The sequence below is a fragment of the Microcoleus vaginatus HSN003 genome (assembly GCF_022701255.1).
Classification (GTDB): domain Bacteria; phylum Cyanobacteriota; class Cyanobacteriia; order Cyanobacteriales; family Microcoleaceae; genus Microcoleus; species Microcoleus vaginatus_B.
On the sequence record NZ_CP031705.1, the window covers coordinates 2,175,843 to 2,199,699 of the forward strand.

General features: G+C 46.3%; 19 protein-coding genes. 10 read left to right on the top strand and 9 right to left on the bottom strand.

From position 1 onward, the window contains the following. Positions 1-144: 144 nt before the first annotated feature. Together D0A37_RS09335 and D0A37_RS09340 are read left to right on the top strand one after the other, a co-directional pair. Positions 145-1,224, top strand: a complete 1,080-nt coding sequence (locus D0A37_RS09335; RefSeq protein WP_242723493.1) for a M23 family metallopeptidase — start codon at positions 145-147, stop codon at positions 1,222-1,224. A gap of 141 nt (positions 1,225-1,365) precedes the next feature. After that, a complete protein-coding gene (locus D0A37_RS09340) occupies positions 1,366-1,947 on the top strand; it encodes a hypothetical protein (protein ID WP_445242507.1) in 582 nt (193 codons plus the stop codon). A 187-nt stretch (positions 1,948-2,134) separates the two neighbouring features. Here D0A37_RS09340 and D0A37_RS09345 read toward each other — a convergent pair whose 3' ends face one another. Beyond that, positions 2,135-2,368 (bottom strand): hypothetical protein, encoded by a 234-nt coding sequence (locus tag D0A37_RS09345; protein ID WP_190662685.1) that lies wholly within the window; start codon positions 2,366-2,368, stop codon positions 2,135-2,137. Between the two features lie 193 nt (positions 2,369-2,561). On the opposite strand from D0A37_RS09345, the gene D0A37_RS09350 reads away from it, so the two are divergent. Then, positions 2,562-4,703, top strand: a complete 2,142-nt coding sequence (locus D0A37_RS09350) for an FAD-dependent oxidoreductase (protein ID WP_242723496.1) — start codon at positions 2,562-2,564, stop codon at positions 4,701-4,703. 45 nt (positions 4,704-4,748) lie between these two features. Here D0A37_RS09350 and D0A37_RS09355 read toward each other — a convergent pair whose 3' ends face one another. The 3 genes from D0A37_RS09355 to D0A37_RS09365 form a co-directional block, all read right to left on the bottom strand. Then, positions 4,749-6,080 carry a hypothetical protein gene (locus D0A37_RS09355; RefSeq protein ID WP_242723497.1) on the bottom strand — a complete coding sequence of 444 codons (1,332 nt, stop codon included), beginning with the start codon at positions 6,078-6,080 and terminating at the stop codon, positions 4,749-4,751. A 270-nt stretch (positions 6,081-6,350) separates the two neighbouring features. Then, positions 6,351-7,013 carry a (2Fe-2S) ferredoxin domain-containing protein gene (locus D0A37_RS09360; RefSeq protein WP_242723499.1) on the bottom strand — a complete coding sequence of 221 codons (663 nt, stop codon included), beginning with the start codon at positions 7,011-7,013 and terminating at the stop codon, positions 6,351-6,353. A 73-nt stretch (positions 7,014-7,086) separates the two neighbouring features. Then, positions 7,087-7,329 carry an Asr1405/Asl0597 family protein gene (locus D0A37_RS09365; protein WP_242723501.1) on the bottom strand — a complete coding sequence of 81 codons (243 nt, stop codon included), beginning with the start codon at positions 7,327-7,329 and terminating at the stop codon, positions 7,087-7,089. A 355-nt stretch (positions 7,330-7,684) separates the two neighbouring features. On the opposite strand from D0A37_RS09365, the gene dpsA reads away from it, so the two are divergent. Next, the gene (dpsA, locus tag D0A37_RS09370) at positions 7,685-8,227 is read left to right on the top strand and encodes a DNA starvation/stress protection protein DpsA (RefSeq protein ID WP_242723503.1); all 543 of its coding nucleotides are present in this window, start codon (positions 7,685-7,687) and stop codon (positions 8,225-8,227) included. A gap of 126 nt (positions 8,228-8,353) precedes the next feature. Here the strand turns inward: dpsA and chlP are convergent, their stop codons facing one another. Then, complete coding sequence (gene chlP, locus D0A37_RS09375) at positions 8,354-9,574, bottom strand: geranylgeranyl reductase (RefSeq protein WP_242723505.1); 1,221 nt, start codon at positions 9,572-9,574, stop codon at positions 8,354-8,356. Between the two features lie 245 nt (positions 9,575-9,819). On the opposite strand from chlP, the gene D0A37_RS09380 reads away from it, so the two are divergent. Both D0A37_RS09380 and D0A37_RS09385 read left to right on the top strand, forming a co-directional pair. Further along, a complete protein-coding gene (locus tag D0A37_RS09380; RefSeq protein WP_242723508.1) occupies positions 9,820-9,963 on the top strand; it encodes a hypothetical protein in 144 nt (47 codons plus the stop codon). Positions 9,964-10,016: 53 nt separating this feature from the next. Next, positions 10,017-10,409, top strand: a complete 393-nt coding sequence (locus tag D0A37_RS09385; protein ID WP_242723512.1) for a hypothetical protein — start codon at positions 10,017-10,019, stop codon at positions 10,407-10,409. 777 nt (positions 10,410-11,186) lie between these two features. On the opposite strand, the gene D0A37_RS29415 is transcribed toward D0A37_RS09385, so the two are convergent. Further along, positions 11,187-11,291 (bottom strand): IS1/IS1595 family N-terminal zinc-binding domain-containing protein, encoded by a 105-nt coding sequence (locus D0A37_RS29415; protein ID WP_445242508.1) that lies wholly within the window; start codon positions 11,289-11,291, stop codon positions 11,187-11,189. A 204-nt stretch (positions 11,292-11,495) separates the two neighbouring features. Here D0A37_RS29415 and D0A37_RS09395 point away from each other — a divergent pair, with 204 nt between their 5' ends. Then, entirely contained in the window at positions 11,496-16,865 is a 5,370-nt protein-coding gene (locus D0A37_RS09395; protein WP_242723513.1) for an AAA family ATPase, read from the top strand. Between the two features lie 141 nt (positions 16,866-17,006). Here D0A37_RS09395 and D0A37_RS09400 read toward each other — a convergent pair whose 3' ends face one another. Next, entirely contained in the window at positions 17,007-17,246 is a 240-nt protein-coding gene (locus D0A37_RS09400) for a hypothetical protein (protein WP_242725884.1), read from the bottom strand. 147 nt (positions 17,247-17,393) lie between these two features. Between D0A37_RS09400 and D0A37_RS09405 the strand changes: the two genes are divergently transcribed. From D0A37_RS09405 to D0A37_RS09415, 3 genes are all read left to right on the top strand, one after another. Next, the gene (locus tag D0A37_RS09405) at positions 17,394-18,026 is read left to right on the top strand and encodes an alpha-ketoglutarate-dependent dioxygenase AlkB family protein (RefSeq protein WP_242723515.1); all 633 of its coding nucleotides are present in this window, start codon (positions 17,394-17,396) and stop codon (positions 18,024-18,026) included. A gap of 640 nt (positions 18,027-18,666) precedes the next feature. Then, positions 18,667-19,560: an isoaspartyl peptidase/L-asparaginase family protein gene (locus D0A37_RS09410; RefSeq protein ID WP_242723517.1), complete on the top strand. Its 894-nt coding sequence runs from the start codon at positions 18,667-18,669 to the stop codon at positions 19,558-19,560. 202 nt (positions 19,561-19,762) lie between these two features. Then, a complete protein-coding gene (locus D0A37_RS09415; protein ID WP_242723519.1) occupies positions 19,763-21,040 on the top strand; it encodes an ATP-grasp domain-containing protein in 1,278 nt (425 codons plus the stop codon). Positions 21,041-21,081: 41 nt separating this feature from the next. On the opposite strand, the gene D0A37_RS09420 is transcribed toward D0A37_RS09415, so the two are convergent. After that, positions 21,082-21,510: a universal stress protein gene (locus tag D0A37_RS09420; protein WP_242723521.1), complete on the bottom strand. Its 429-nt coding sequence runs from the start codon at positions 21,508-21,510 to the stop codon at positions 21,082-21,084. 302 nt (positions 21,511-21,812) lie between these two features. After that, the gene (hisD, locus tag D0A37_RS09425) at positions 21,813-23,126 is read right to left on the bottom strand and encodes a histidinol dehydrogenase (protein WP_242723522.1); all 1,314 of its coding nucleotides are present in this window, start codon (positions 23,124-23,126) and stop codon (positions 21,813-21,815) included. Positions 23,127-23,857: the final 731 nt, after the last annotated feature.

Sequence of the window (23,857 nt, forward strand, 5' to 3'; positions counted from 1 at the left end):
ATTTTAAAATTTCCAACTTAAAATAATACAACAAAGATAGGAAACGAAAACGCCTTACCCATCGTCAAGATTCTGGAGCAACTCTATTCTGAATGATTAATTGATTTTTCACTACCCACCTCAACTTTTACATCCCATCGGCGAATGACTATACTCTCCACAAAATACATTTCTGCAATTTTGTTGACCTTGGGGTTGACAAGTCTTTCTAGTTGTGATAAGCAAACGGGAGTCACTGCGCCGATCGCCGAAGCCCACACGATCGCCCAGCGTCTCGTCTCTACCGCAGTCGCCCAAAAGCCGAACAACCCGCAATTCGGCCAGCCGATCGACTGTACCCTAGGCAAAGACTGTTTTGTATTGCTGTATTTCGATCGAGAACCCGGCCCCACCGCCGTAGATTTTGGCTGCGGGCGTCAAACCTACGACGGCCACGACGGCACAGATTTTGCCATTCCCGACGCCAAAGCAATGGCAAAAGGAGTGCCAGTTATTGCCTCCGCAGCAGGCAAAGTTTTGCGAGCACGAGATGGTGTGATCGATCGGCGTTTACAAAACGATACAGAAAAAGCCAACATCGCAGGCACAGAATGCGGCAACGGCATGGTAATCGACCACGGCGGTGGTTGGGAAGCCCAATACTGCCACCTCCGCAAAGGCAGCGTTGCCGTCAAACCGGGTACGCAGGTACAAAAAGGCACAGTTTTGGGCATGGTGGGAAACTCTGGGATGGCATCTTTCCCCCACGTACACGTAACTTTTCGCTATCAAGGCAAAGCCGTAGATCCGTTTGTTGGGCCCGACGCCAAGGTAGGCTGCAACATCGCCCGCAATCCAATTTGGGACAAGCCTTTAGACTATATTTCCACAGGTTTAATTAGGGCCGGTTTTGCCAATAAGCCACCCGATATTAACGCTGTCTGGGAAGGGCAATTTTCCGAGACTCAACTCCCTGCAAACAGTCCCGCTTTGTTGTTTTGGGTGCAAAGTTACGGAGTGCTCAAGGGCGATCGCGAACAATACAAATTATTTGCACCCAACGGCACAACCATTGCCGATCAGACCAACGAAATTAAAGCCCCCAGCCGCACTTGGTTGGGTTATGTCGGCAAAAGAAACAGTACGAATTCTCCTCTGATTCCCGGAGTTTGGCGGGCCGAATATCGGTTGATGCGGGGCGATCGAGTTTTGACAGAAGTCAACCGAGAAGTTGAGTTGCGTTAGTCGCCAAGTTACTCACACCAAATTCCTTTGAAAACGAGCATCAAATATGTTAAAATAACAACAATATTTTTTCATTTTTGATGGTCAAATTTTCTTTGCCTCATAATAAAAATGTCCTACAGCCAATTCACCAACCTAGAAATGATTGAAACCAACTTTGGCATAACCATTGCTGACAAAGTTGGTATTTTTGCCGATTTACCAGACGCCCAGTATAGCGAGCTTCTCAGCCAAACTCTGCAAGAAAACATTTCTTTGGCTTTAGCAATTAATACCGAAAAAGCTCGCTCCGAATTAATTGTCACACCTATTTTAGTAGAACTTAGAAAGCAGTTTAAGTATCAAATTAGCTTTTTTTCAGGAAAAGAGTTTAATGTAGATTTAGAAAAAGGATTAACGGGTTTCTGTGATTTTATGATTAGTCGTTCTCCCGAACAACTGCTAATCAAAGCCCCTGTTGTCGCCTTAGTAGAAGCTAAAAATGATAATATCCAAGCTGGACTTCCACAATGTATGGCAGAAATGATTGCAGCTCAAATCTTTAATGAAAGAAGAAATAATAATATTTCAGAAATATATGGAGTGGTCACAACAGGGACAAATTGGAAATTTTTACGGCTTAGCAATCAAATTATGGAAGTTGATTTAAATGATTATTTCATTGATAATATTAGTAAAATTATTGGCATATTAAAATATTTGATCGATGCAGCTAACCTATGAAACTGGGAGCCAATTTATGAAATTTGCTCAATATAGATAAATTTAACAATGACTTAACCATAATTTTTACAAGCTCACAAATTCTCCGGGACAATCTAGCTTTCATCAGCTTGTTGTCGTCGGCTCGATCGCTCCTCCTTCCCCGTCGAACACGAGCGTTCGGGAGGGTGGTTTGGATGTGGACAATTTAGGGCAAATTGTTCCAAGCTTGAGCCACAATGTCGCTCAGCCATAGCCTCTGAGCAAAATCGAGCAGATTGTCGTCGGCGAGTACCTCAGCCTTTAATTCATCCAAAGACTGAGATCGCGATCGAGCTATTTGAATCACACCCGCGATCGCCGACGCCACCAATTCTTCATTCAGCGGCTGCTGTCGCAAAGCAATCATTTCTTGAGGATTCGTAGGAATGGGATAATTCATGAGATTGCATACCGAAAGGAGTAGATATTCAGCCACTGCGCCCCCACCGAGAGCAAGAGCGATCGAAAACCTAAAAATCTGAGAACATTGTAAACTTATTTAAAACTAAATAAGTATTCGGGAGTATAGCCTACTTTGCTCCCTTGTCAACTCCCCCATCTTTATTAATTTATTCAGAATTGAGAGCCTAATCATGCAAGAAATTCTTTATCTAGAAGTCCCCACACCAGATACAGCAGCCGTCTGCACTTGGTTGCAGCACGAATTCGATCCCGGAATCGGAGAAAAAATTATTACTGCTGACGGCTTTCGCCTGCTTTCAAACGTAACAGCAGCCGAGGTTCTCAAGTCTGGAACTCAAAATGCCAATCCAAAACCCGCCTTGGCTGACACCAATTCAGGAAACCAAAATTGGCGATCGACAGAACTTTCTACCTTTGTCTGGTCAGTACAGCGCACCACTTATTTAAAAGTCTTTCGTCTAGAAGAGGCGCCTGCGGGAGAAAAAAAGTTCCTGGAAGCTCTGAATCTTGCTGTGAAAAACAAATTTCCCGATCGCTACCCGGAGCCCCCTGTCATAGACCTCTCCAAACAGTCAATTTTTGAGGCTCTTGCCCCCTATTACCCCCTCACCGTCAAATACTTCCAAAAAATGCCTGAAGGCGAATACGACCTCAAGCGCGTCTACTGGTGGGAGCAACGTTGGCGCGAAAGCACTCGCAATCCTCAAAAGCCAAAACAAGTAGTGTTTTTGAAGGAAGAAGGAAGAGGGAAGAAGGAAGAGGGCACAGGGAAGAAGGCAGAAGACACGATTTTGGTGTCTGATTCTGGCGATACTTTTTATGACTTAATTTATATTGGCGGGGCCTTGGGAGTGATTCACGCCGCAGTCATGGCGAAACTGGGCTACCGAGTGCTGCTAGTTGAACGAATGCCTTTCGGGCGGATGAATCGCGAGTGGAATATTTCGCGAGACGAAATTCAAAGCTTAATTGATTTGGGTTTATTTACTGCGGCAGAAATCGAAACTTTGATTGCCAGAGAATACAAAGATGGCTACAACAAGTTTTTTGATGCTAACAATCCGCCCGTTGCGAAAGCGCCAGTTCTGCACACACCGAAGGTACTAAATGTAGCTTTGGACGGAGAGAAATTGCTGAATTTAGCGGGACTTAAGCTAACAGAAGCTGGTGGAGAAATCTGGGACGAAACTGAGTTTCTCCGAGCCGATGTGGAAGCGGAAAAAGTAGTAGTTCAAGGTCGCCACTTGCCGACAAAAGCCGATCGCACTGCATTAGGACGGCTTGTGGTGGATGCAATGGGTTCAGCTTCTCCCATCGCTTGGCAATTGAACGAAGGGCGGACTTTTGACAGCGTTTGTCCCACAGTGGGAGCAGTCATCGACGCAGGATTTGAGCCGGGAGTGTGGGATTCCGAGTACGGGGATGTGCTCTACACTCACGGGGACATTTCCCGCGGGCGCCAACTCATCTGGGAGTTGTTTCCCGGCGCCGGCACAGAACTGACAGTTTATCTATTTCACTACCACCAAGTACATCCAGAGAATCCCGGTTCTTTGCTAGAAATGTACGAGGATTTTTTCGCAATTTTGCCGGAATACCGCCGCTGCGATGTCGATAAATTGGTGTGGAAAAAACCGACCTTTGGTTATATTCCGGGGCATTTTAGCAGCAGCAGCAGCGATCGCTCCGTGGCGATCGATCGCCTAGTCTCGATCGGCGACGCAGCATCCCTGCAATCTCCCCTCGTTTTCACCGGCTTCGGCTCTCTTATCCGCAATCTTTTCCGCTTAACAGACCTTTTGGATACTGCTTTAAAGCACAATTTGTTGACGGCCAATCACTTAAACAAAATTCGCGCCTACCAGAGCAATGTTTCAGTAACTTGGCTGTTTTCTAAAGGCATGATGGTTCCTACCGGCAGCAGTTTGCCGCCTCAAAGAATTAATTCAATTCTCAATACCTTTTTCGGTATTTTGGCAGCACAAAAACTCGCCGTAGCCGAAACTTTTATTAAAGACAGAACCGACTGGCTAACTTTCAATCGGCTGGCGATCGAAGCAGCGGGAAAAAACCCTTCTCTCCTGAGGTGGATTTTAGATTTTGTCAGCTTGGGGGATATTTGGCGCTGGCTAGGGAGTTACTTGAGTTTTACTCTGCTGGCTTTGGCCAGTTTGTTGTTCGGATGGCTTCCCAGCTTCGCTCGCAGGGTACAACCTTGGTTGGAGCCCCGATATCCGGCTGTTTGGCTGTGGCTGTTGGCTACCAGCTATGCTCTCACCTACGGGATGGGAAAAGGGAGAAAAGAGTTTTGAGTTTTGAGTTTTGAGTCAAAACTCAAAACTAGCAACTTCAGTTCGCTATCGAAAACTCGGCAATTCAATTTCAGCTAGCGATCGACGTTTTTTAGAAGCCCGCAGCGGACTGGCAATCAAGCTCAGCCAGTCGGGTTGGGCGACTGCTGTAGGTTTTGCCACACTCGATCGCACTTCTTGAATGCCAAAGGTTTCAACGGAGTTCAAAATTTGAAAAGCCCTGGCTAATTCTTGCGTGTCCACATTGGTAGCAGTTTCGGGTTCCGACTCCGCCACGGGCAGTTCAGGTTCCGCAACCGCAGGGGCCGAGTCAGGTGCCGGCTCATGAGGCTGGTAGGTTTCGGTCTCCTGTAATTGAATGGCGGATACTTGGGCTAATTTGTCGAGTTCTAGAGGGGCTGGGGATTCAGGCTCGATCGCCTCGACAGCAACCGCTACCTCTGGATTCTCTTCGGTTTCCGACCAAGGTTGGACAGGGGAAGCGTTGAAGGCTGGCGGCAGCGGAACTTGAGAGCTTTTGACCGCAGCGAGCAATGATTCTAATTGCGCGCTGGCGCTATCCTCTGCATTGTCAGGCGGCTCGATCCTCGGTGACTTTACCTGCGGCCTGTCCAAGCTTCTTTCCAAAGCAGCTTTGAATTGCAGAGTGTGGCGCTGCTGGCGGTGCAAGCGGGCTCGCAATTCCCTGCAAATATTTTCTGTGGCTACTAACTGCTGTAACTGTTCGTTGTAGCGCTGCACAGTAGACGCACATTCTCGCTCAACAGTCGCTAGCCTTACTTGGCTAGTTGCCAACTGACTTCTTAAATTTTCGACTAAAATTTCTTGACTTTGGAGGGTTTGATGGGAAACTTCCACTTTCCCAAAAAGCCGCGTCAATTGTTCTTGAGTATTTGCGAGTTCTGCAGTCCGCTGTTCTAGCAAAGTTTCGCGATTCTGCAAGGTGTTTTGGGACTCTTCGAGAGCTGTTTCTAGCTGCGCGATGCGCTGCAAAAGGTCGCGGTTGCATTCGTGCAGCGCTTGCATGAGGGTGACTGGGGTTGATCCTTTGCCCTTAGCCTGTTCGGCATTCCCAAGCATACTTTTTAGATTCTCTGAAATCGGGGACGAGCCCACCTGAGTCGGCTGTGTCGGAGATTGCGAATTTTTTGTTTCAGATTTTGTGGGAATTGCATCTACACTGATGGCGTTGGGAAAATCTACTGTTTGCCAGTCTTCTTCTGGCTGTTGGGGAACGGTTGCAGGAGTGTCTATCGCATCGGGGGCGATCGGCTCAAAACCCCCAGCATCAGCAATATTTGACTGCAATGGTTCGGTATTGGATGGAACAGCAGGGTACGGTTGGTGCTGATGGGCTCGAAGATCAGCTTCTGACATGGCTTTTTATCCCAATAGTCACAGGGTCTCAGATACAGTCTATCCTTAGATATTCTCCCGAAGGAAGCCCCTAAGTGATACTTGTTGTCATTTTTTCTGTTTTTTCGGACAATAGCCTCTGAATCGAGTCGCGCGAACTACAACCCGAACTCAAATTCAGGCGTAAGATGCGCCTATGAGTACCCTACAGACGTGAGTTTTTTATCCCCAGTCCTATCAAAATAATTTTTTCTGATGTGTAACGCACTGTTTCGCTATCCGGGCGATCGCCTAAGCTTTAACAACTGCAAAATGTTTGTCAATAATTGCTGGAACTTCTGCCGGCGCAATGCGACTGTAGCGAGTTTTGTCCGGCATCAAAACTATATTTGGGCCAGCTTTACACTGTTTGAGACATCCGGTTCCCTGAACTGTCACTTTGTCTTCTAAACCGCGCGAATTCAAAGCATTTTCTAAAGCTTTACAGACTCCTCCAGCGCCCCGCTTCAGGCAGTCTGATTTTTGACATACTAATATTTTGGTTTGGCTTTTTGCCGGAGCTTTTACCGTTTGAGCGGCAGTGGGAGAGGTGACTTGGGTTTTGCCGATCGCGCGATCGTCGAATGTCAATACCCCAATAGGCACATTAGTGGAGTCAAGGTGTTCGTGCGATCGATCGTTGTGACCCTGAGCCAGCGTGAGGCGGCGAGCTTTAAGTTTTATTTTACCATTTTTCAAGTTGAGTTCTTTCTCACCTACAACTTTAACTCTCAACCCCGGTGTCAAAATAGGCGACAGAAATGCCCGCAATTCCTTGCAAAGTTTAACAAGATATTCTACTCCGCGATCGCTACTAATTCGCAAATATTTAAGTTTACAGCCATCTTCAATAATCAGGCCGAGGATTTCTCCCTCTAAACTGAATTCGGAAACTTGCTTGCCAGATTTATACATTGTTATAACTCCTTTAAATCCGTTACATCCGTTACATCTTGTACGCTGCTCTTTCCCTAACTTCCGGCTTCCTTTAGCCCCGCCAGCAGCACTCCAGCCACTGCACCAGTTCGCCCCGAGGGGCACTGACTTGCCTCAACACGCTCGTTAACTGAGCAGCTTGTTTGACAGTGTTGACTTTTGCCCGCAAAGGTTGGTCAACCGCACACCAGCAGGGAATTTCTAGTTCTTGCAAGCGTTTGTAAACTTGCCACCTATCTAGCCAACTAACTTGCACAATGTCACAAACTTCTAATTCTGGATCTGCTGGATTCATTTTTTGACAACAGTAATAATTTGCATTAATTTTTACCCTGACTGATAGTGAGCAGAAGTTAAAAGCCTGATTTCAGCAGAACCTCAAGGATGATCAAAAGCCCTTCCTGAAAAATTGTGCCTTTTGCCTTCTGCCTTCTGCCTTCAGAAGGTTCGCCCCCCTTTCAGGAAGCGTTCAGAACGAGAATCTTTTTAAAGGATAACCCAACTGCTAATTATTCTCAATAGGTTGAGAAAAAAAATTTCCTACTCTATAAAATCTTCTACTATCGAGGCAGACCCTGCTTGACGGGTAAATCTAGGGTGCTAGACTGACTCTATTGGCAACAAAACTGCCTATTGAGAGGAGAACACACATGGCCCAGACTCAGAGTGCATTGAGACCATTTGGCCACATAGCCGAAAACCCAGTTCTACTGGAACATTCAGTCACAGCACCAATTTGTGAAGGGATGAACGCGCTGCTGGCCAGTTTTCAGGCTTTATACCTGCAATATCAAAAACATCATTTTGTGGTAGAAGGGGCAGAATTTTACTCCTTGCACAAATTCTTTGAAGAAAGCTACGGAGAAGCTCAAGATAGCGTCCACGAGTTGGGCGAACGGTTAAACGGATTGGGCGGCATACCAGCAGCTAGCTTTAGCAAGTTAGCCGAGCTGTGCTGTTTTGAACCGGAAGCCGACGGCGTATATTCCTGCCGCCAAATGCTAGAACACGATTTAATTGCGGAACAAGCTATCCTCGGTTTGCTGCGGCGTCAAGCAGGACAAGCAGAAAGTTTGGGCGATCGAGCTACGCGCTACCTCTACGAAAAAATCCTGCTGAAAACAGAAGAGCGGGCTTATCACATTTCCCACTTCCTCGCCCCCGATACCTTAGTGCAGTTGAACTTGAACTAACAATTCTTCTTCCTCTTCCTTCGCGCCCTTAGCGCCTTCGCGGTTCGTTATCTTAGATCAAAAAAAAAGCGGGCAGTTTTGTGACTGCCCGCTTTTTTATACAAAGTGCGCTTGAGCCGCCGGGAATTAAGGCGCTAAAGCATTGCCGCGCAACAAGCTACCAATGGTTTTGGCGGTAATCTTCATCTGAATGAAGGGATTAGCTGGTACCACGGTTTTATACAAATAGCTATCGAATGTGAGTTTCTGCACATCGCGATCGGCACACATTTCCACAAAAGCTTCGCGAGTAGCATCGGAACGGTAAAACACCCGCTGCAAAATGTCGAGAACTTTGTAAGTAATGCCGTAGGCTTTATCCCACCGCTTCAAGTAAATCTTAATTTCCTCTTCAGTCGGAATGCGCGCGCCTTTATTGGAAATCTCCACAATAGTTTCGGCGCACATCCGGCCAGACTTGGCTGCAAAATAGATACCTTCGCCGGAAGACTTGGTAACATAACCTGCAGCATCGCCTACGAGAGCAACTCGGCCGACAACCCGGCGGGGACGCGGATGTTCCGGGATGGGGTGAGCTTCCACTTTAATAATCTCACCGCCCATCAGTTTTTTGGCAGCGCGGGCGCGGACGCCTGCTTGCAGCTTTTTGATGCTGGCTTGATTGACTTTCATCGTGCCGGTACCGACGGCTACGTGGTCGTATTTGGGGAACACCCAAGCGTAGAAGTCGGTAGATACGTCGTCGCCGACGTACATTTCGGCTAAGTCTTCGTAGTAAGCCATTTTATCTTCGGGCAGGCGGATGCGCTCTTGGAAGGCGATCGCATAATTGTAATCACCAGCGTCGATCGCCTTTGCTACGCGGGAGTTAGCGCCGTCAGCCCCAATTACCAAATCGACTTTCAGAGTTTTCTGAATTCCCATTGCGCTGCCGTCGGAGTGGTCGGCATAGTGGAGAGTATAGGGGTCTGTATTGTTGCCGGGAATTTCTAATTTGTGAACAGTGCCATTAATTAGTTTTGCACCCAACGAAGCGGCGCGATCGCGCATGAAGCCATCGAGCACTTCGCGGCGGCACATACCGATGTATTCGTGTGCGTTTTCAATATTGATGTCCACCTCGACGTTGGAGGGGGAGATCATTTTCATTTTTCTGACTTGGCGGTCAATAATACTTTGCGGCAAGTCAAATTCGCTGACCATGCACAGGGGAATCGCCCCACCGCAGGGTTTGGCGTTGTCTAATTTACGCTCGAATAGGTATGTTTCGATGCCTGCTTTTACCAGTGTTTCGGCGGCGGAAGAACCCGCAGGGCCTGAACCTACTACTGCAACCCTTAGTGTCAAAGCTTTTCTCTCCAGTTTTTTTCTATAGGCATTACTCAGGTGTGATGGTATCACGGACTTTGGATGCGGTGGCGTGAAGCAGGGGAGATTTCAATGAAATGAAACAGAGCTTAACAGTTCGATACGAAAATCGGGTTTCGGGCAGTAGGTGCGATCGAATATCTTAAATCTTTAACGGCAGATGTGCCCTGGTGTGCCCTGGTGTGCGATCGAACATTTTGCCCTATTTTCTAAGAACAGGCAAGATGCCTGTTCCACAAAGAGTGAATTTTCTGCTTGTGGGGTGGGCTTCTAGCCCGCCCGGACATGAACAGGCTTTCGGGCCTGTTCCACAAAGAGTGGATTTGGTTTTTGTGGGGTGGGCATCTTGCCCGCCCATAACAGGTTAGAACCAGTCCAATAAGTTACATTAAAGTTACTTGCACTTATATCTAAAATTCTTATGCTCGGTAATTTTCAACAAAGCAACCTGCGGATTGAGCTTGAAGCTTCCGAAACAGCGATTAGAGACAGCTTGTTGCGTCCGAGTCAATTGCAGCAGTGGATGTGGCCGCAGCAGTTGTCTAGCGGTTTGCCGGAAGAATTTGCTCAGGGTTTGACCTTTACAAGTTGGTTGGGCCCGGTTGCAGTTCAGCATCACGTTGATATTGCTGAGCACAATTGTCTGCGGCTGTTATTGAGTCAGGGAATTGACGGATTTCACGAGTGGTATTGGGGCGATGGTTGGGTGCAGTCTCGGTTGGAGGGAGTGTCGCTGCTGCCGCTGAATTTGGGGCAAACTGCTAGTTTACTGCGGCTGCGGGAGTTTGTAGCCGGGAAGGGTAAGCGGAAGTAGATAAATGACTCTCCAAAATCATGAGAACAAAGTTTGGTAGTCCTGCATAGCAAGGCAAAATCCTAAACACTTTTAGGGGTAAAGAAGCCTTGTAATGATGAATAAAATACCACAAGGCTCCCACAGGATTGGAAAGCTTTTTAGATTAGGAAAGACTCTTTCTTAGAACAATAGCGAGATATCCTGTACATCAGGGAGTTCTTGCATCTTTCGATATCAGAAGTTTTGCCCGTATCTTTCCGACAGATTTGTGTCGCTAGCGAGGCAAAACTTTTTTATATGCGACCAAAAAATCTGTATAATAGACGGCACATTGTCTGTCAACTACTGGGAGGGAATCGGACAAACCTTTAGCACCGATTTCAACTCGACTTCCTATATATAGCCATCCTAAATCATTTGTGAATTTCTTACCCCCTACCCTTAGTAAGGGGAGGGTTGGGGTGGGGTAAAAAATTTACGACTCATGTAGGATTGCTATAAACCACTAGAATTTTTTTTGTTAAGGCATCAATTGGCAGCTCTTTCCACTGCTTGTTCCCCTTATTGCGTACAAACGACTACATTTCATCATGTTGGATCGTTAGCTTGTCTTGGTTTTTTGACTTTACTTGAACTTTCCGGGGGACTGATGCTAATTGTTGAAAAACACATAGTATTGGAACCAGCGGGGGACACCCTCGTGACTTTGACAATCGCGACTCAAGATATTTTTTCTAATAAAAGCCGATCGCTCAATTTTTTTGTTTCTTGTGAAATCCTTTGAGGTCTGGGGTTTTAAACAAACTGCCTGTGACAATATATACATTTAAAGTTTTGCTTAGCGCTGGGGGTGGCACAATTTTTAACGATGTTTGGAGAACCGAAACGGGGACAATTCATGGAGTTGAGAATTAACCAGGCTTAGATACGTAGGCATTATAACTCATTACCCTTACTCTGCCAGACCGCGTGAAAGCTACTTAGCTGCCGAAAAACTAAGAGTGTGTTAGAAAAACATGATTTGTTCCTTTCTAAAGCGCTATTCTCGACACAACGAACCCGGTGTGTTTTGACTGGGCGTTAATTTTTACAAGAAAAATAAATATGCTCTCCATTCCAGGCATTGCCGTCCAGAAGCTACTTTACGAAAGTGCCAACTCTCTGGTGTACCGGGCGATTCGGGAAGCGGATCACCAACCGCTCATCCTTAAACTGCTCAAAGAAAGCTACCCAACACCTCAAGAATTACTACGCTACCGCACCGAATACCGAATCACCCGAGAGCTGAAAGAGACGGGAGTCGTGCAAGTTTATGACTTGCAAAAATACCAAAACAGTCTCGTGATTTTTGTGGAGGACTTTGGCGGCGAATCCTTGAAAATATGGATGCAGCAGCGAAAGTTTAGCCTCAAGGAATTTCTTCTCCTGGCGATCGCAGCCACCGCAACTTTAGGGCAAATTCACAGCGCCAATATCATCCACAAAGATATTAACCCCTCAAATATTGTTTATAACCCGGAAACGGAACAGCTCAAAATTATCGACTTTGGCATTTCCACTCAGCTAACGCGAGAAATGCCAACCCTGAAAAATCCCAACGTTTTAGAAGGAACCCTCGCTTACATCTCGCCGGAACAAACTGGTAGGATGAATCGCTCTATCGATTACCGCACTGACTTTTACTCGCTCGGCGTCACCTTCTACGAATTGCTGACCGGAAAACTACCTTTTGAGACAGAAGACGCTTTAGAGCTCGTTCACTGCCACATTGCCAGACAACCAGTTCCCCCGCACGAAATCAAGCCAGAAATTCCCCTAATTGTCTCGCAAATTGTCAGCAAGCTGATGGCCAAAAATGCGGAAAATCGCTATCAAACTGCATTGGGGCTCAAGCAGGATTTAGAAATGTGTCTGGTTCAATTACAAGAAACCGATAGCATAGAAGAATTTGACTTGGGAACGCTGGATCTTACAGATCATTTCCTGATTCCCGAAAAGTTATACGGCAGAGAAACAGAAGTTTTTAATCTATTAGCCGCCTTTGAACGAGTCACTACAGGTAGCGCCGAGATGATGCTAGTAGCTGGCTTTTCTGGGATTGGGAAAACCGCAGTCGTGAATGAAGTGCATAAGCCGATCGCCCGACAGTGTGGCTATTTTATCAAAGGCAAATACGACCAATTCCAGCGCAACATCCCCTTCAGTGCATTTGTGCAAGCATTTCGGGAATTGATGGGACAGTTATTATCAGAAAGTGACGCTCAATTACAAACATGGAAAACCCTGATTCTCACCGCAGTAGGCGAGAGTGGGCAAGTCTTGATTGACGTAATTCCTGAATTAGAACACATCATTGGCGCTCAACGTCCTGCACTAGAATTGTCGGGGAGTGCAGCACAAAATCGCTTCAATCTGCTGATGCAGAAATTTGTGCAAGTATTTACCCAAGCAGAACATCCCTTAGTGATGTTTTTGGACGATTTGCAGTGGGCAGATTCGGCATCGCTGAAATTGCTACAACTGTTGATGGAGGATACGGGGCATCTCTTGGTATTGGGTGCTTACCGGGATAATGAGGTATCACCGGCTCATCCTTTTATGTTAACGATCGATGAGATTGTGAAGTCGGGGGCAGTGGTGAATACTATTATGCTGCAACCTTTGAGTTTAGCAGATCTCAATCAGTTGGTAGCAGATACGCTGATTTGCGATTTATCTTTGGCTAAACCTTTGACAGAATTGGTTTATCAAAAAACCCAAGGTAATCCCTTTTTCTCGACTCAATTCCTCAAGGCATTGTATGAAGATGGTCAAATTATTTTTAACCCGCCTCAATCCCCTCTTAGTAAGGGCGGCAGTAAAGGGGGGTGGCAGTGCGATATTGCTCAAGTTAAATTTGCCGACGCCTCGGATGTGGTGGAGTTTATGGCGGCGCAATTGCAGAAGTTGCCTGCCCAAACTCAGGATGTTCTCAAACTTTCCGCCTGCATTGGGGCGCAGTTTGATTTAGATACCTTGGCAATAGTCAGCGAAGAATTACCAGAACAAACGGAATCAGCGCTGTGGAAAGCCTTGCAAGAAGGCCTCATTTTAGTGATTGCAGAAGGCTATAACTTTATTCAAGCAGATGCCCAATCCCCGAATCAGTCTGTTGCTAATCCAACTTATAAGTTCTTGCACGATCGCGTCCAGCAAGCGGCTTATTCATTGATTCCCGACGACCAAAAACAAGCTACTCATCTGAAAATAGGACAGTTATTGCTCCAAAATTTTTCGGAAATAGAAACAGAGGAAAAACTGTTTGATATTGTGGGGCATTTAAATCAAGGAATTGAGTTAATCAATCAATTAAGGGAACGAGAAGCCTTAGCCCAACTCAACTTAGAAGCGGGACGTAAAGCCAGAAGTTCTACCGCCTACGCTGCTGCAAATATCTATCTACAAACGGGAATTGAGCTACTGAGCGTAAACTGCTGGCAAACTCAATATGAATTGGCGCTAAATCTCTATGTTGCTGCTGCTGAAATTGCCTATTTGAATGGTGACTTTGATGGTATGGAACAGATGGCCGCACTGGTTTTGCAAGAAGCCCAAACAATTTTAGATCGAGTTAAAATTTACGAAATTAAAATTGCCGCTCAGACAGCCCAGAGCAAGGTGTTAGAAACGATCGCAGTAGCAAGAGACGCACTCTTACAATTGGGGATTGAACTTCCTGCCGAACCTGATGAAGCCAAGATTGGCAAAGCGCTACAAGCCCTTGCGGGCCAACTAAGCGGCAGAAAGATTGAGGAATTGGTTGACTTACCTGTGATGACAAATCCACAGACTCAGGCAGCTATGCAACTGTCTGGTATGTTGTTTCCACCCATTTTCCAGGGAATGCCCGGTTTGCTGCCCCTGCTGAGTTCCACGATGGTAAGTTTATCGCTCTCCTTTGGGAATGCGCCCGCATCGACCGTGGGTTATGCGATGCACGGGATGGTGTTCTGTGCCTTTTTACAAGAGGTGGAAACGGGGTATGACTTTGGGCAATTGGCACTTTCATTGCTTGATAGGTTGAATGTGCCCGAATTCAAGTCCACAGTTCTACTTTTGTTTGGTGGCTGGATTCAGCATCGCCAAGAATCTCTTTTGGCAACGATACCGACGCTGAAAGAAGGCTATAGGTTTGGTATGGAAACAGGCGACTTTGTAGACGCTGGCTACAACATATATATTTGCTTTTATACTCATTTATTCGCTGGGGTAGAACTAGACACTTGGGAACCAGAAATAGCAAGTTACAGGGCTGTCATGGCGCAGTTGAAACAATATTCTGCTCGGGTTTATTTGGATATGATTCAGCAGACGGTGCAAAACTTGAGGGAAACCCGTATGCGGCCGGATTTGTTAATAGGCTCTGCCTACGATGAAACGGTGATGATTCCCAAGCACTATCAGGATAATGAATTCACGGCGATCGCTTGTGCCTGCATCTACAAACTGCTGCTTGCTTACTGCTATGGGAATTATACGGCTGCCCTAGACCACATTACCCAAGTCAAACAGTATTTGATGGGAGTATCGGGATCAGCTTTTGTTCCAATTTTTCATTTTTATGCCGCCCTGACGCACCTGGCACTTTTTCCCGCACAGTCAGCAATTGAGCAAACTGAAATTATTGCCTTAGTGGAAACCCATCAAAGCACGCTGCAACAGTGGGCGCAAAATGCTCCGATGAATTATCTGCATAAATGGTATTTAGTGGAAGCAGAACGGCAACGGGTGTTGGGAAATAAAGCCGAGGCGATTGAAATGTACGATCGCGCCATTTCTGGAGCCCAAGAAAACAAATATGTTAATGACGAAGCCCTGGCCAACGAACTAGCAGCCAAATTCTACGGGGAATGGGGCAAAACAAAAGTTGCTCAAGCCTACATATTTGAGGCGTATTATTGTTATGTTGAATGGGGAGCCACTGCTAAGGTAACGGATTTAGAAACGCGATATCCCCACTTATTCGCGGTAACTCAACCGGGAAGGAAAAACACTCAAACTACCGTAGCAATGACAACGACTGGTTCGGGGAATCACCTAGATATCACCGCAGTCATGAAGGCTTCTCAGGCGATTTCTGGAGAAATTATGCTAGATAAGCTACTGTCTAGCTTGATGAAAATTTTGATTGAAAATGCAGGGGCGCAACGAGGCTATCTGATTTTGTTAAGCCAGGGACAACTGTTCATTGAAGCTGAAGGAACAATCGATGACGAACTCGTCACCGTGTTGCAGTCAATCCCCGTTGAAACCTGTCAAGAACTTTCTACCGCAATTGTCAATTATGTGAGTCGCACTCAAGAAAGCGTGGTACTAGATGATGCTGCGCGATCGGGACAATTTACCAACGACGCCCACATCCGAAAGCATCAGCCCAAATCAATTTTATGTGTGCCGCTGATTAACCAATCTCAAATCATTAGTATTGTTTACTTAGAAAATAATCTGACAGCGGGAGCTTTTACCCCTGAAAGAGTGGAACTATTAAAAGTGTTATCGGGACAGGCGGCGATCTCGATTCAAAATTCTAAGCTTTATACAGAAGTACGCAAAAATGAAAGCAGGCTGGCTCAACTAAACAAAGCTTACGAGCGATTTGTTCCCCATCAATTTCTCCAATTTTTAGATAAATCAAGCATCATTGATGTGGAATTGGGCGACCAAGTGCAGTTAGAAATGTCGGTGTTATTTTCCGACATTCGCGATTTCACTACGCTTTCGGAAACTATGACGCCGGAGAATAATTTCAAATTTATTAATTCTTATCTCAGTCGCATGGAACCCGTCATTAATGAAAATAAGGGGTTTATTGATAAATATATTGGCGATGCGATTATGGCGCTGTTTAGTGGGGAAGCTGATAATGCGGTGAAAGCGGGAATTGCTATGCTGCACCGTCTCGTTGAATATAATGAATACTGCACCTACTCGGGCTGTGCGCCGATTCAGATTGGGATTGGGATTAATACGGGTTCTTTGATGCTGGGAACGGTGGGCGGGCCAAATCGCATGGACGGGACAGTAATTAGTGATGCCGTTAATTTAGCTTCTCGCGTGGAAAGTTTGACAAAAAATTATGGGGTTTCGCTGTTAATTACTCAGCCAACTTATGCGCGCCTGAAAAATCCATCTCACTACACAATCCGCACTCTAGACACGGTAAAAGTCAAGGGAAAATCCCAAGCTGTGACGATTTATGAGGTGTTTGATGCAGATCCGCCAGAAATTAAACAGGCCAAGTTAGCTACGCTGGAATTGTTTGCAGAAGCTAGGGCACTTTACTCGGAAGGGAAGTTATTTGAAGCGGCGCGGCTGTTTTCCGAGTGTTGGCGTCAGAATCCGGGCGATCGCGTTGCTAAAATTTACTGGGAACGCTGTGAGTCTGCATTGGTGACTCGCACAAAAATCAAAGACAGGCTACACCATTTACATTAATTGCAACAGTCCCAAACTCGATCGCTACATTGTTGGAAGGGGAGATCATTTTCATTTCTCACGAGTGGTATTGGGCCGACGGTTGGGTGCAGTCTCGGTTGGACGCAGTGTCGCTGCTACGGCTGAATTTGGGGGAAACGGCTAGTTTGTTGCGGCTGCGGGAGTTTTTGGCGGGTAAGCAGAAAGGCTCAGAGTGATGTGAAGCGCGATCGCTTCATTGAGGACTAGGATTAGGTCAAGATCCATCAATGCAGCGATCGCGGGCAAGGAAGGCAAAAACAAGAGTAACCGAATTTTTCTGCCATTATCTAAACTTATGTCCCTGTCTAAAAACATACCGGAACATATCCTAGACTTTTCGCCCAATTCTGTAGGCAACATTAGCTGTAAGTTTGGGAAAAGTAATTATCCTTGTCTTGTTAAAATGCTAAAATTAGCTTTACATGATTAATGGTAAAGCTGGGCAGTGCTTGTGTCAACAACTGTATATTTATAAATTTCAGTAAAACGTAATCAGCGAGCAGATTTATGTATACTCAACTTTCATTGTGGGAAGAGCCAAAAGCAGAAAGCCAGAAGCATGGTCAGCAATTATCTATGCCTGATGCCGAAGTAATCATGTACCGCGACTTCTTCAATAACAATGAGAGCAACGAGATATTTGCGGAATTGTACGGCACTATTAATTGGAAGCAAGAGGTGACTCTGCTTTTTGGCAAGCAAGTCGCTATACCGCGACTTACCGCATGGTACGGAGATGCAGGTAAATCTTACACTTACTCGAACATAAGAATGGAGCCTAATCTATGGACACCTACACTCCTAACAATCAAATCTAAAATAGAAGCAATAGCAGGTACATTGTTTAACAGCGTGTTGCTTAATCTATATCGCGACGGCAAAGATAGTGTAGCGTGGCACAGTGATGATGAATCAGAACTGGGTGAAAACCCAGCCATCGGTTCTGTAAGTTTTGGGGCTACTCGTCGTTTTATGCTCAGGCACAAATACCACAAAGAAATGAAATTAGAAATTCAATTAACTCCTGGAAGCTTCCTGCTGATGAAAGGATCAACCCAGCATTTTTGGCAACACCAAATCCCGAAAGCAGCCAAAGTTACTGAGCCAAGAATTAACCTTACTTTCAGGAAAGTAAGCTAAATGAATTAATGGTAATTTGTAATTTGCATAGGCGTTTGCCTGCCTTTAGTTGCGGTTTTAATAAAAAAATATTGCAACTTTTGTTAACAGTAAAATTAGCGATTTTGGCACAGCAATAACAGTACCGTCGAATTAGCGATCGCACGGGAGTGCCGCTGCTAAGGCTGAATTTGGGTCAAACGGCTAGTTTGTTGCGGCTGCGGGAGTTTTTGGCGGGTAAGCAGAAAGGTTCAGAGTGATGTGAAGCGCGATCGCACTTATTTTCTCTCAAAGTCTCATTCTTTAGGTTTACCCATTTTGCCTGTTAAGGTGTAGTACATCGCCTTAAGTTTTACCCCATCTTTACTCCCTAAATCTTTCAACTTTATTAACTAACTCGAACCCAAATAGCCTCACCCTATTGACATATATTTAATCAGATATATATTAATAATTCGTAAATACCTAGGTCGGGGGGAGCACAAAGAGCGATCCCAATAATTATATCTGAAGAGAGAAGAAGCCAAAATTAAACACTGCTAAGTTATAGAACTAGGACGGGTCAAAAACTACTTAAAAATTGCTTATATTAATCAATTAATTAATAATTGATTGATTAATATACATTTAAGTAGATCTTAAGATTAAAAACAGGAAATTTATGGTATTAAGCATTATTGTTCACGGTGGAGCAAAAACCATCTCCGAAGAGAAGGTTGCAGCAAACAACGCAGGCTGTACCGCAGCAGCAGAAGCTGGTTGGGCCGTGCTGTCAAGTGGGGGTACAGCAGCAGAAGCTGTTGAGGCAGCTATCCGGGTTCTGGAAGCTGACCAGACATTTAACGCAGGCTTTGGATCAGTTCTCAACAACCAGGGAGAGGTAGAGCTAGACGCAGCAATGATGGAAGGCGGTTCATTAGCTTGGGGAGCCCTCGCAAATGTTCAAGGCGTGCGCCATCCCATCTCAGTGGCGCGAAAGATTATGGATACAAAACCCATGTTCTTAGTAGCGGATCACGCAGAACATTTTGCAGCAGAAAATGGAGCCGAGATGTCTGCAAAAGAAGACTTAATCGCGGATGAGCAACAGGAAGAGTGGGAGGAGGAAAAAGAAGTTCTTGACCGCCCCAATACCGTTGGTTGTGTAGCTTTGGATAGTAGTGGCACCTTAGTTGCCGGTACCTCAACTGGGGGCACTATGAATAAGCCCGCCGGTCGCGTCGGCGACAGCGCCATTATCGGCTCAGGCTTGTTTGCTGAAAATGAACAGGGCGGCTGCTCGACCACAGGCGATGGTGAGTCGATTATGCCAGTAGTTTTGGCTAAGGTTGCGATTGACTTTCTAGCGTCCGGCAAGCACCCAGACGATGCAGCGCAGATGGCTATTGAGACTCTTGCATCTAAGGTGGCAGGAGAAGCTGGGTGCATCCTCATAGACCCTCAAGGGCGGGTTGGCTGGGCGCATAACTCAACCGACATGGCTTGTGCTTATAGAACCGAAGAAATGGACAAGGTGGCTGTGTTCACTAAGAAAAAACAACTCGTCCATCATTGAAATTATTGAGGCTGCATTCTCTCTAGTTGGAGAGAGTGACAATTCCGCAACTAATATCTTGTTTCCTAGGTATTAAGTAGCGGGAGATCAATAAACACTTTTTCAATTTGTAGGGCGGGCCTTGCCCACCCTACTTTTAATTATGTCGAGCTACTTAGTGGCCGCGAAAACAGTTCAATTCAAACTCGACTTGGAGGTTTCTATGAACTCAACATACGACTTTCCTTACTTTCAAGGCAATTCTCTTTCCGATGTGTTTGCTCCCGACATCACAGATGCACGTTATGCGTTCATCCTAAATTATCCTGCAACTGCCAGTTGGGCTGCTTACCCCAACAGGGAAAAATACTTTATTCAAGACGGCAGCAGTGAAGCCACCAAAACTTCTTTCGACAAGATTGGCCAGAAGGAACCTTGGAAAAATCTGGCTGTGTTAGGCGATGCCATCCCAGGGATTGTGATTAATTCGCCGCCGAACTCGCTGATGGACTATTGGCGGGAGCATTTTGGCTTCAGCTACAGCAGTATGGAGATGATAGACTGCTCAACTTATCTCGAAGATCTCAGCGTAAGCGATCGCTTTGACAAACTCCTGACTCTATTTCCCTTCGACAATCTCAAACCCGAAAAACACGCCGTCCATCCCGACATCCACTACCACTTGCTCAGCAAAGCAACCCTAGCAGATTTAGGCGTGCAATGTCCGAAATACCAAACCTACAATCTGCACGAAGTCAATCTCGAAAGCATTCAGTTACCAGAGCAATTCCCCTACTTGATTAAAGCATCCCACGGGCTTTCTGGAGAAGGGACTTATATTATCAAAAGCGCCAGCGATCTAAACTACTGCTTGCAGGAAGTGAGAAAATATCTCGATATTAAGTTGCTGGATACGATTATTGTCTCGGAATTCGTCAAGAATGAAGTGCAGAACTATTGTGTGCAGTTCTATGTAAGCAAAACGGGAAATATCACGCTTATCGGCACTACCACCCAACTTGTCACCCCAGAGGGCAGCTATTTAGGGGGACTGATTCACTACCGCGAAACCGACATGAGTAGGTTTTTTGAGATGATTGCCGCTATTGGTAAATATGCTCACCAACAGGGTTATTTCGGCGTTATTGGCTTCGACGTGCTGGAAGACTCTGAGGGACAGTTGTATGCCATTGATGCCAATTTCCGAGTTAATGGCTCGACTCCGCTTTGTGTGCAGCGCCATACCTTACTGGGGCTGGGAAAGGAGGTGGCTCAATATTCGAGTAACTGGCGAATGGATGGGACTTTGGAATCGATTCTTGTCACGCTGAAATCAGAACTCGATCGCAAGGACTTGATAATCTTGTCAGCTTTAGAGAAGGTTAAATACGGAAAAATATACACGGAAATGTACGGGATAGTTGCGGGTGAGGATATGAAGGACATGCAGCACATCGAGGAAAATTTGCACAGTAAGGGATTGCAGCAGCAATTGGGTTAATATCTACTCTACCCCTTGCAGCGGTTATCGGGTTTTCCCGCTCATCTGGCGCGCACCACCAACACCGAACAAGGAGCCTCAGCGACAACCTCAGCACTCACCGAACCCTCCAAAATTCGCTTTAAACCCGTCAAACCGCGACAGCCGATCGCAATTAAATCCGCCTTATAAATATGAGCCAAACGCAAAATTTCCGGCGCTGGCTCCCCCGAAACAATTTCCAATTCGCTCTGGCAAGGCAACTTTTCCTGATAAGATTGCAGCAACTTCTCTACCTCTCGGTAAGCAATCTCATCTCCCTGAGCGTGAGGTCGATCGACAACCGCGTCAAAATCCGACGTACCAGAACTCACAACATGAACTAGAATCACCTTGGCCGTCGGTTCTAGCTGAAATTGTCCTACAACTTGCAGTACCTGAGTCGCTAACTCTGAATTGTCGATCGCTACCAAAACAGTATTCAATATCATGCACCTTTAAATTTTTCGTTGATTGTCGCCTACTTTCCACAATTTTCGCGCTTCCCACCAACATCATTATTACCTACCCAGAAACCCGGTTTCTTAACATAATTGCGTCATTTAAGCAAGATACTTGAAGAAACCGGGTTTCTTAAGCCCGCAGTGCGTAAGTAAGTAGGTGCAAATAAACTGGACCGCTTGTCACAGAATGTAAAGCTACCATAATCGCAAGAGAATTGCTTCCTTTCATTGCATTTCACTCGCTTTTGACTACCTCTGTATTTTGCCGATCATCTACTTAAATCTACCATCTAAAACTCACCCTTTCCCTCATTTTCAGTCCGCAGCCGCACCGAATCAGCGTGAGAAGGAAGCCCCTCTGCTTCCGCCAAAACATTAATCGCCCTACTCACCTTCTTAAGTGCAGCAGGCGAATATTGAATTAAACTCGAATGCTTCATAAAAGTTTCGACACCCAGTGGCGACGCATAGCGCGGAGCCCCAGAAGTCGGCAAAGTGTGATTCGGGCCAGCCAAATAATCACCTACAGCTTCCGGGGTCGAGCAGCCCAAGAAAATCGCCCCAGCGTGGCGAATTTGATCGAGCAAAGCCCAGGGATCTGCAACTTGCAATTCCAAGTGTTCCGGGGCAAACTCGTTAGAGAGTTCCGCCGCCGCTTTGAGCGAGTCAACTACCACGACTAAACCATAGTTGGCGATCGCCTTTTCTGTTAAAGTTCGGCGCGGGTGATTTGCCAACTGTCTGTCTACCTCAGCCACCACCTTTCTAGCCAGCACCGAATCCGCCGTCAGCAAAATTGCCGACGCCATCGAATCGTGCTCAGCTTGAGCCAACATATCCGCAGCAACGTGCACAGGATTCGCCGAACCATCCGCAATAATCAACACTTCCGACGGGCCAGCCAGAGAATCGATCCCTACAGTCCCGTAAACCAGTTTTTTAGCCAGGGTGACGTAAATATTCCCCGGCCCAGTAATTAAATCTACCTTCGGAATAGTTTCCGTACCGTAGGCCAAAGCCGCGATCGCCTGCGCCCCGCCTACCCGATAAATCTCATCAACTCCCGCTTCCTGAGCCGCTACCAGCACCGCAGGATTCATTTTCTTCTCCTGTCCGGGGGGAGTACACATCACCAGTCTCGGCACCTTGGCGACCTTCGCAGGAACCGCATTCATGATCACCGAGCTCGGATAGGACGCCTGACCGCCAGGAATGTAGATTCCCGCTCGATCGACCGGCGTGTAGCGCTTGCCCAAAACAATCTCGTCATCACCAAACTGCACCCAAGACTTGGGTACGCGCTGTCGGTGAAACGCCTCTACCTGTTTGCAAGCCAGCCGGATGGCATTTAATAATTCTTTCGACACCTGCTGGTAAGCAGCATCCTGTTCGGCGCCGCTCACCCGTAGATCTTCCACATTTAGGGTCATGCGGTCAAATTCAGCAGTGTAGTGCAGCACAGCCTGATCGCCTCTGCGCCTTACAGCTTGCAGCACCTCCCGCACGGTGGCTTCTTTGTGAACGACAAGTTCGTCATGGGTGCGATCGCAGATCCGTCGCAGTTCAGCTTGTGCCTCAACCCACTGAGTAATGATTCGCAGCATGGAGATTAGGAATGCCGTCTATAACTTCACTAACATTTGCTTGACAATTGGGGATTTTTGTGGCGTTCTCCTAGAGAAGTAGGCCACCACCAGTCCACAAGCTTAAACCGCGAGAGTCGCGGCATTTTCCAAGGCTTCAGTGCAGCGTTTAAATCTCTGTCGAGGATTTTGCAACACTGAGGACAAGTCACAACCTTCTCTAGGAATTGCCCGCCAGAGAACCGAGTGCGGAGGGAGAGGGTGGGAACGCAGAGGGGGAGAGTGTCTGACCCCGATAATATCCGAGAGGGAGAGTGTTCGAGCGGAAGAATTTTGATTCTGCCTTCTACCTTCTACCTTCTGATCCGGCTGTCTTCTACCTTCTACCTTCTACCTTCTGCTTTTTACCTTCTACCTTCGGTAAGTGCTTCTTGCCGAAGCCCAAATAACCCGTATTCTTTGTTATAGCTTAACTTGGATTTTTCCGAGAATTGGATTTTAAGCAGAATAGGTGCTATATTAGTTTTTCCAACACCTGATAATTTTTTTATAAAACGCCAAATTATTGTATACTTAAAAATTGCGCGCAAGAAACCGTGACTTTAACTGGTGACGGTAGAAACACCGCAAAACGCCTCCGAAACACCACTGTCATACCTTTGGGTATCGTCAGGGGTAAAAAACAGGCCGTTAAATGAGTCAATAAAAAATTATTGCGCGGGCGTGGCCAAAAAGTACCCACAGTCTCAGCT

What these genes read in the sequence shown, in the direction of transcription:
- D0A37_RS09335 (WP_242723493.1), top strand. Translation starts at nt 145, where the DNA reads ATGACTATACTCTCCACAAAATACATTTCTGCAATTTTGTTGACCTTG.
- D0A37_RS09340 (WP_445242507.1), top strand. Translation starts at nt 1,366, where the DNA reads ATGATTGAAACCAACTTTGGCATAACCATTGCTGACAAAGTTGGTATT.
- D0A37_RS09345 (WP_190662685.1), bottom strand. Translation starts at nt 2,368, where the DNA reads ATGAATTATCCCATTCCTACGAATCCTCAAGAAATGATTGCTTTGCGA.
- D0A37_RS09350 (WP_242723496.1), top strand. Translation starts at nt 2,562, where the DNA reads ATGCAAGAAATTCTTTATCTAGAAGTCCCCACACCAGATACAGCAGCC.
- D0A37_RS09355 (WP_242723497.1), bottom strand. Translation starts at nt 6,080, where the DNA reads ATGTCAGAAGCTGATCTTCGAGCCCATCAGCACCAACCGTACCCTGCT.
- D0A37_RS09360 (WP_242723499.1), bottom strand. Translation starts at nt 7,013, where the DNA reads ATGTATAAATCTGGCAAGCAAGTTTCCGAATTCAGTTTAGAGGGAGAA.
- D0A37_RS09365 (WP_242723501.1), bottom strand. Translation starts at nt 7,329, where the DNA reads ATGAATCCAGCAGATCCAGAATTAGAAGTTTGTGACATTGTGCAAGTT.
- dpsA (WP_242723503.1), top strand. Translation starts at nt 7,685, where the DNA reads ATGGCCCAGACTCAGAGTGCATTGAGACCATTTGGCCACATAGCCGAA.
- D0A37_RS09380 (WP_242723508.1), top strand. Translation starts at nt 9,820, where the DNA reads ATGCCTGTTCCACAAAGAGTGAATTTTCTGCTTGTGGGGTGGGCTTCT.
- D0A37_RS09385 (WP_242723512.1), top strand. Translation starts at nt 10,017, where the DNA reads ATGCTCGGTAATTTTCAACAAAGCAACCTGCGGATTGAGCTTGAAGCT.
- D0A37_RS29415 (WP_445242508.1), bottom strand. Translation starts at nt 11,291, where the DNA reads ATGAATTGTCCCCGTTTCGGTTCTCCAAACATCGTTAAAAATTGTGCC.
- D0A37_RS09395 (WP_242723513.1), top strand. Translation starts at nt 11,496, where the DNA reads ATGCTCTCCATTCCAGGCATTGCCGTCCAGAAGCTACTTTACGAAAGT.
- D0A37_RS09400 (WP_242725884.1), bottom strand. Translation starts at nt 17,246, where the DNA reads ATGTTGCCTACAGAATTGGGCGAAAAGTCTAGGATATGTTCCGGTATG.
- D0A37_RS09405 (WP_242723515.1), top strand. Translation starts at nt 17,394, where the DNA reads ATGTATACTCAACTTTCATTGTGGGAAGAGCCAAAAGCAGAAAGCCAG.
- D0A37_RS09410 (WP_242723517.1), top strand. Translation starts at nt 18,667, where the DNA reads ATGGTATTAAGCATTATTGTTCACGGTGGAGCAAAAACCATCTCCGAA.
- D0A37_RS09415 (WP_242723519.1), top strand. Translation starts at nt 19,763, where the DNA reads ATGAACTCAACATACGACTTTCCTTACTTTCAAGGCAATTCTCTTTCC.
- D0A37_RS09420 (WP_242723521.1), bottom strand. Translation starts at nt 21,510, where the DNA reads ATGATATTGAATACTGTTTTGGTAGCGATCGACAATTCAGAGTTAGCG.
- hisD (WP_242723522.1), bottom strand. Translation starts at nt 23,126, where the DNA reads ATGCTGCGAATCATTACTCAGTGGGTTGAGGCACAAGCTGAACTGCGA.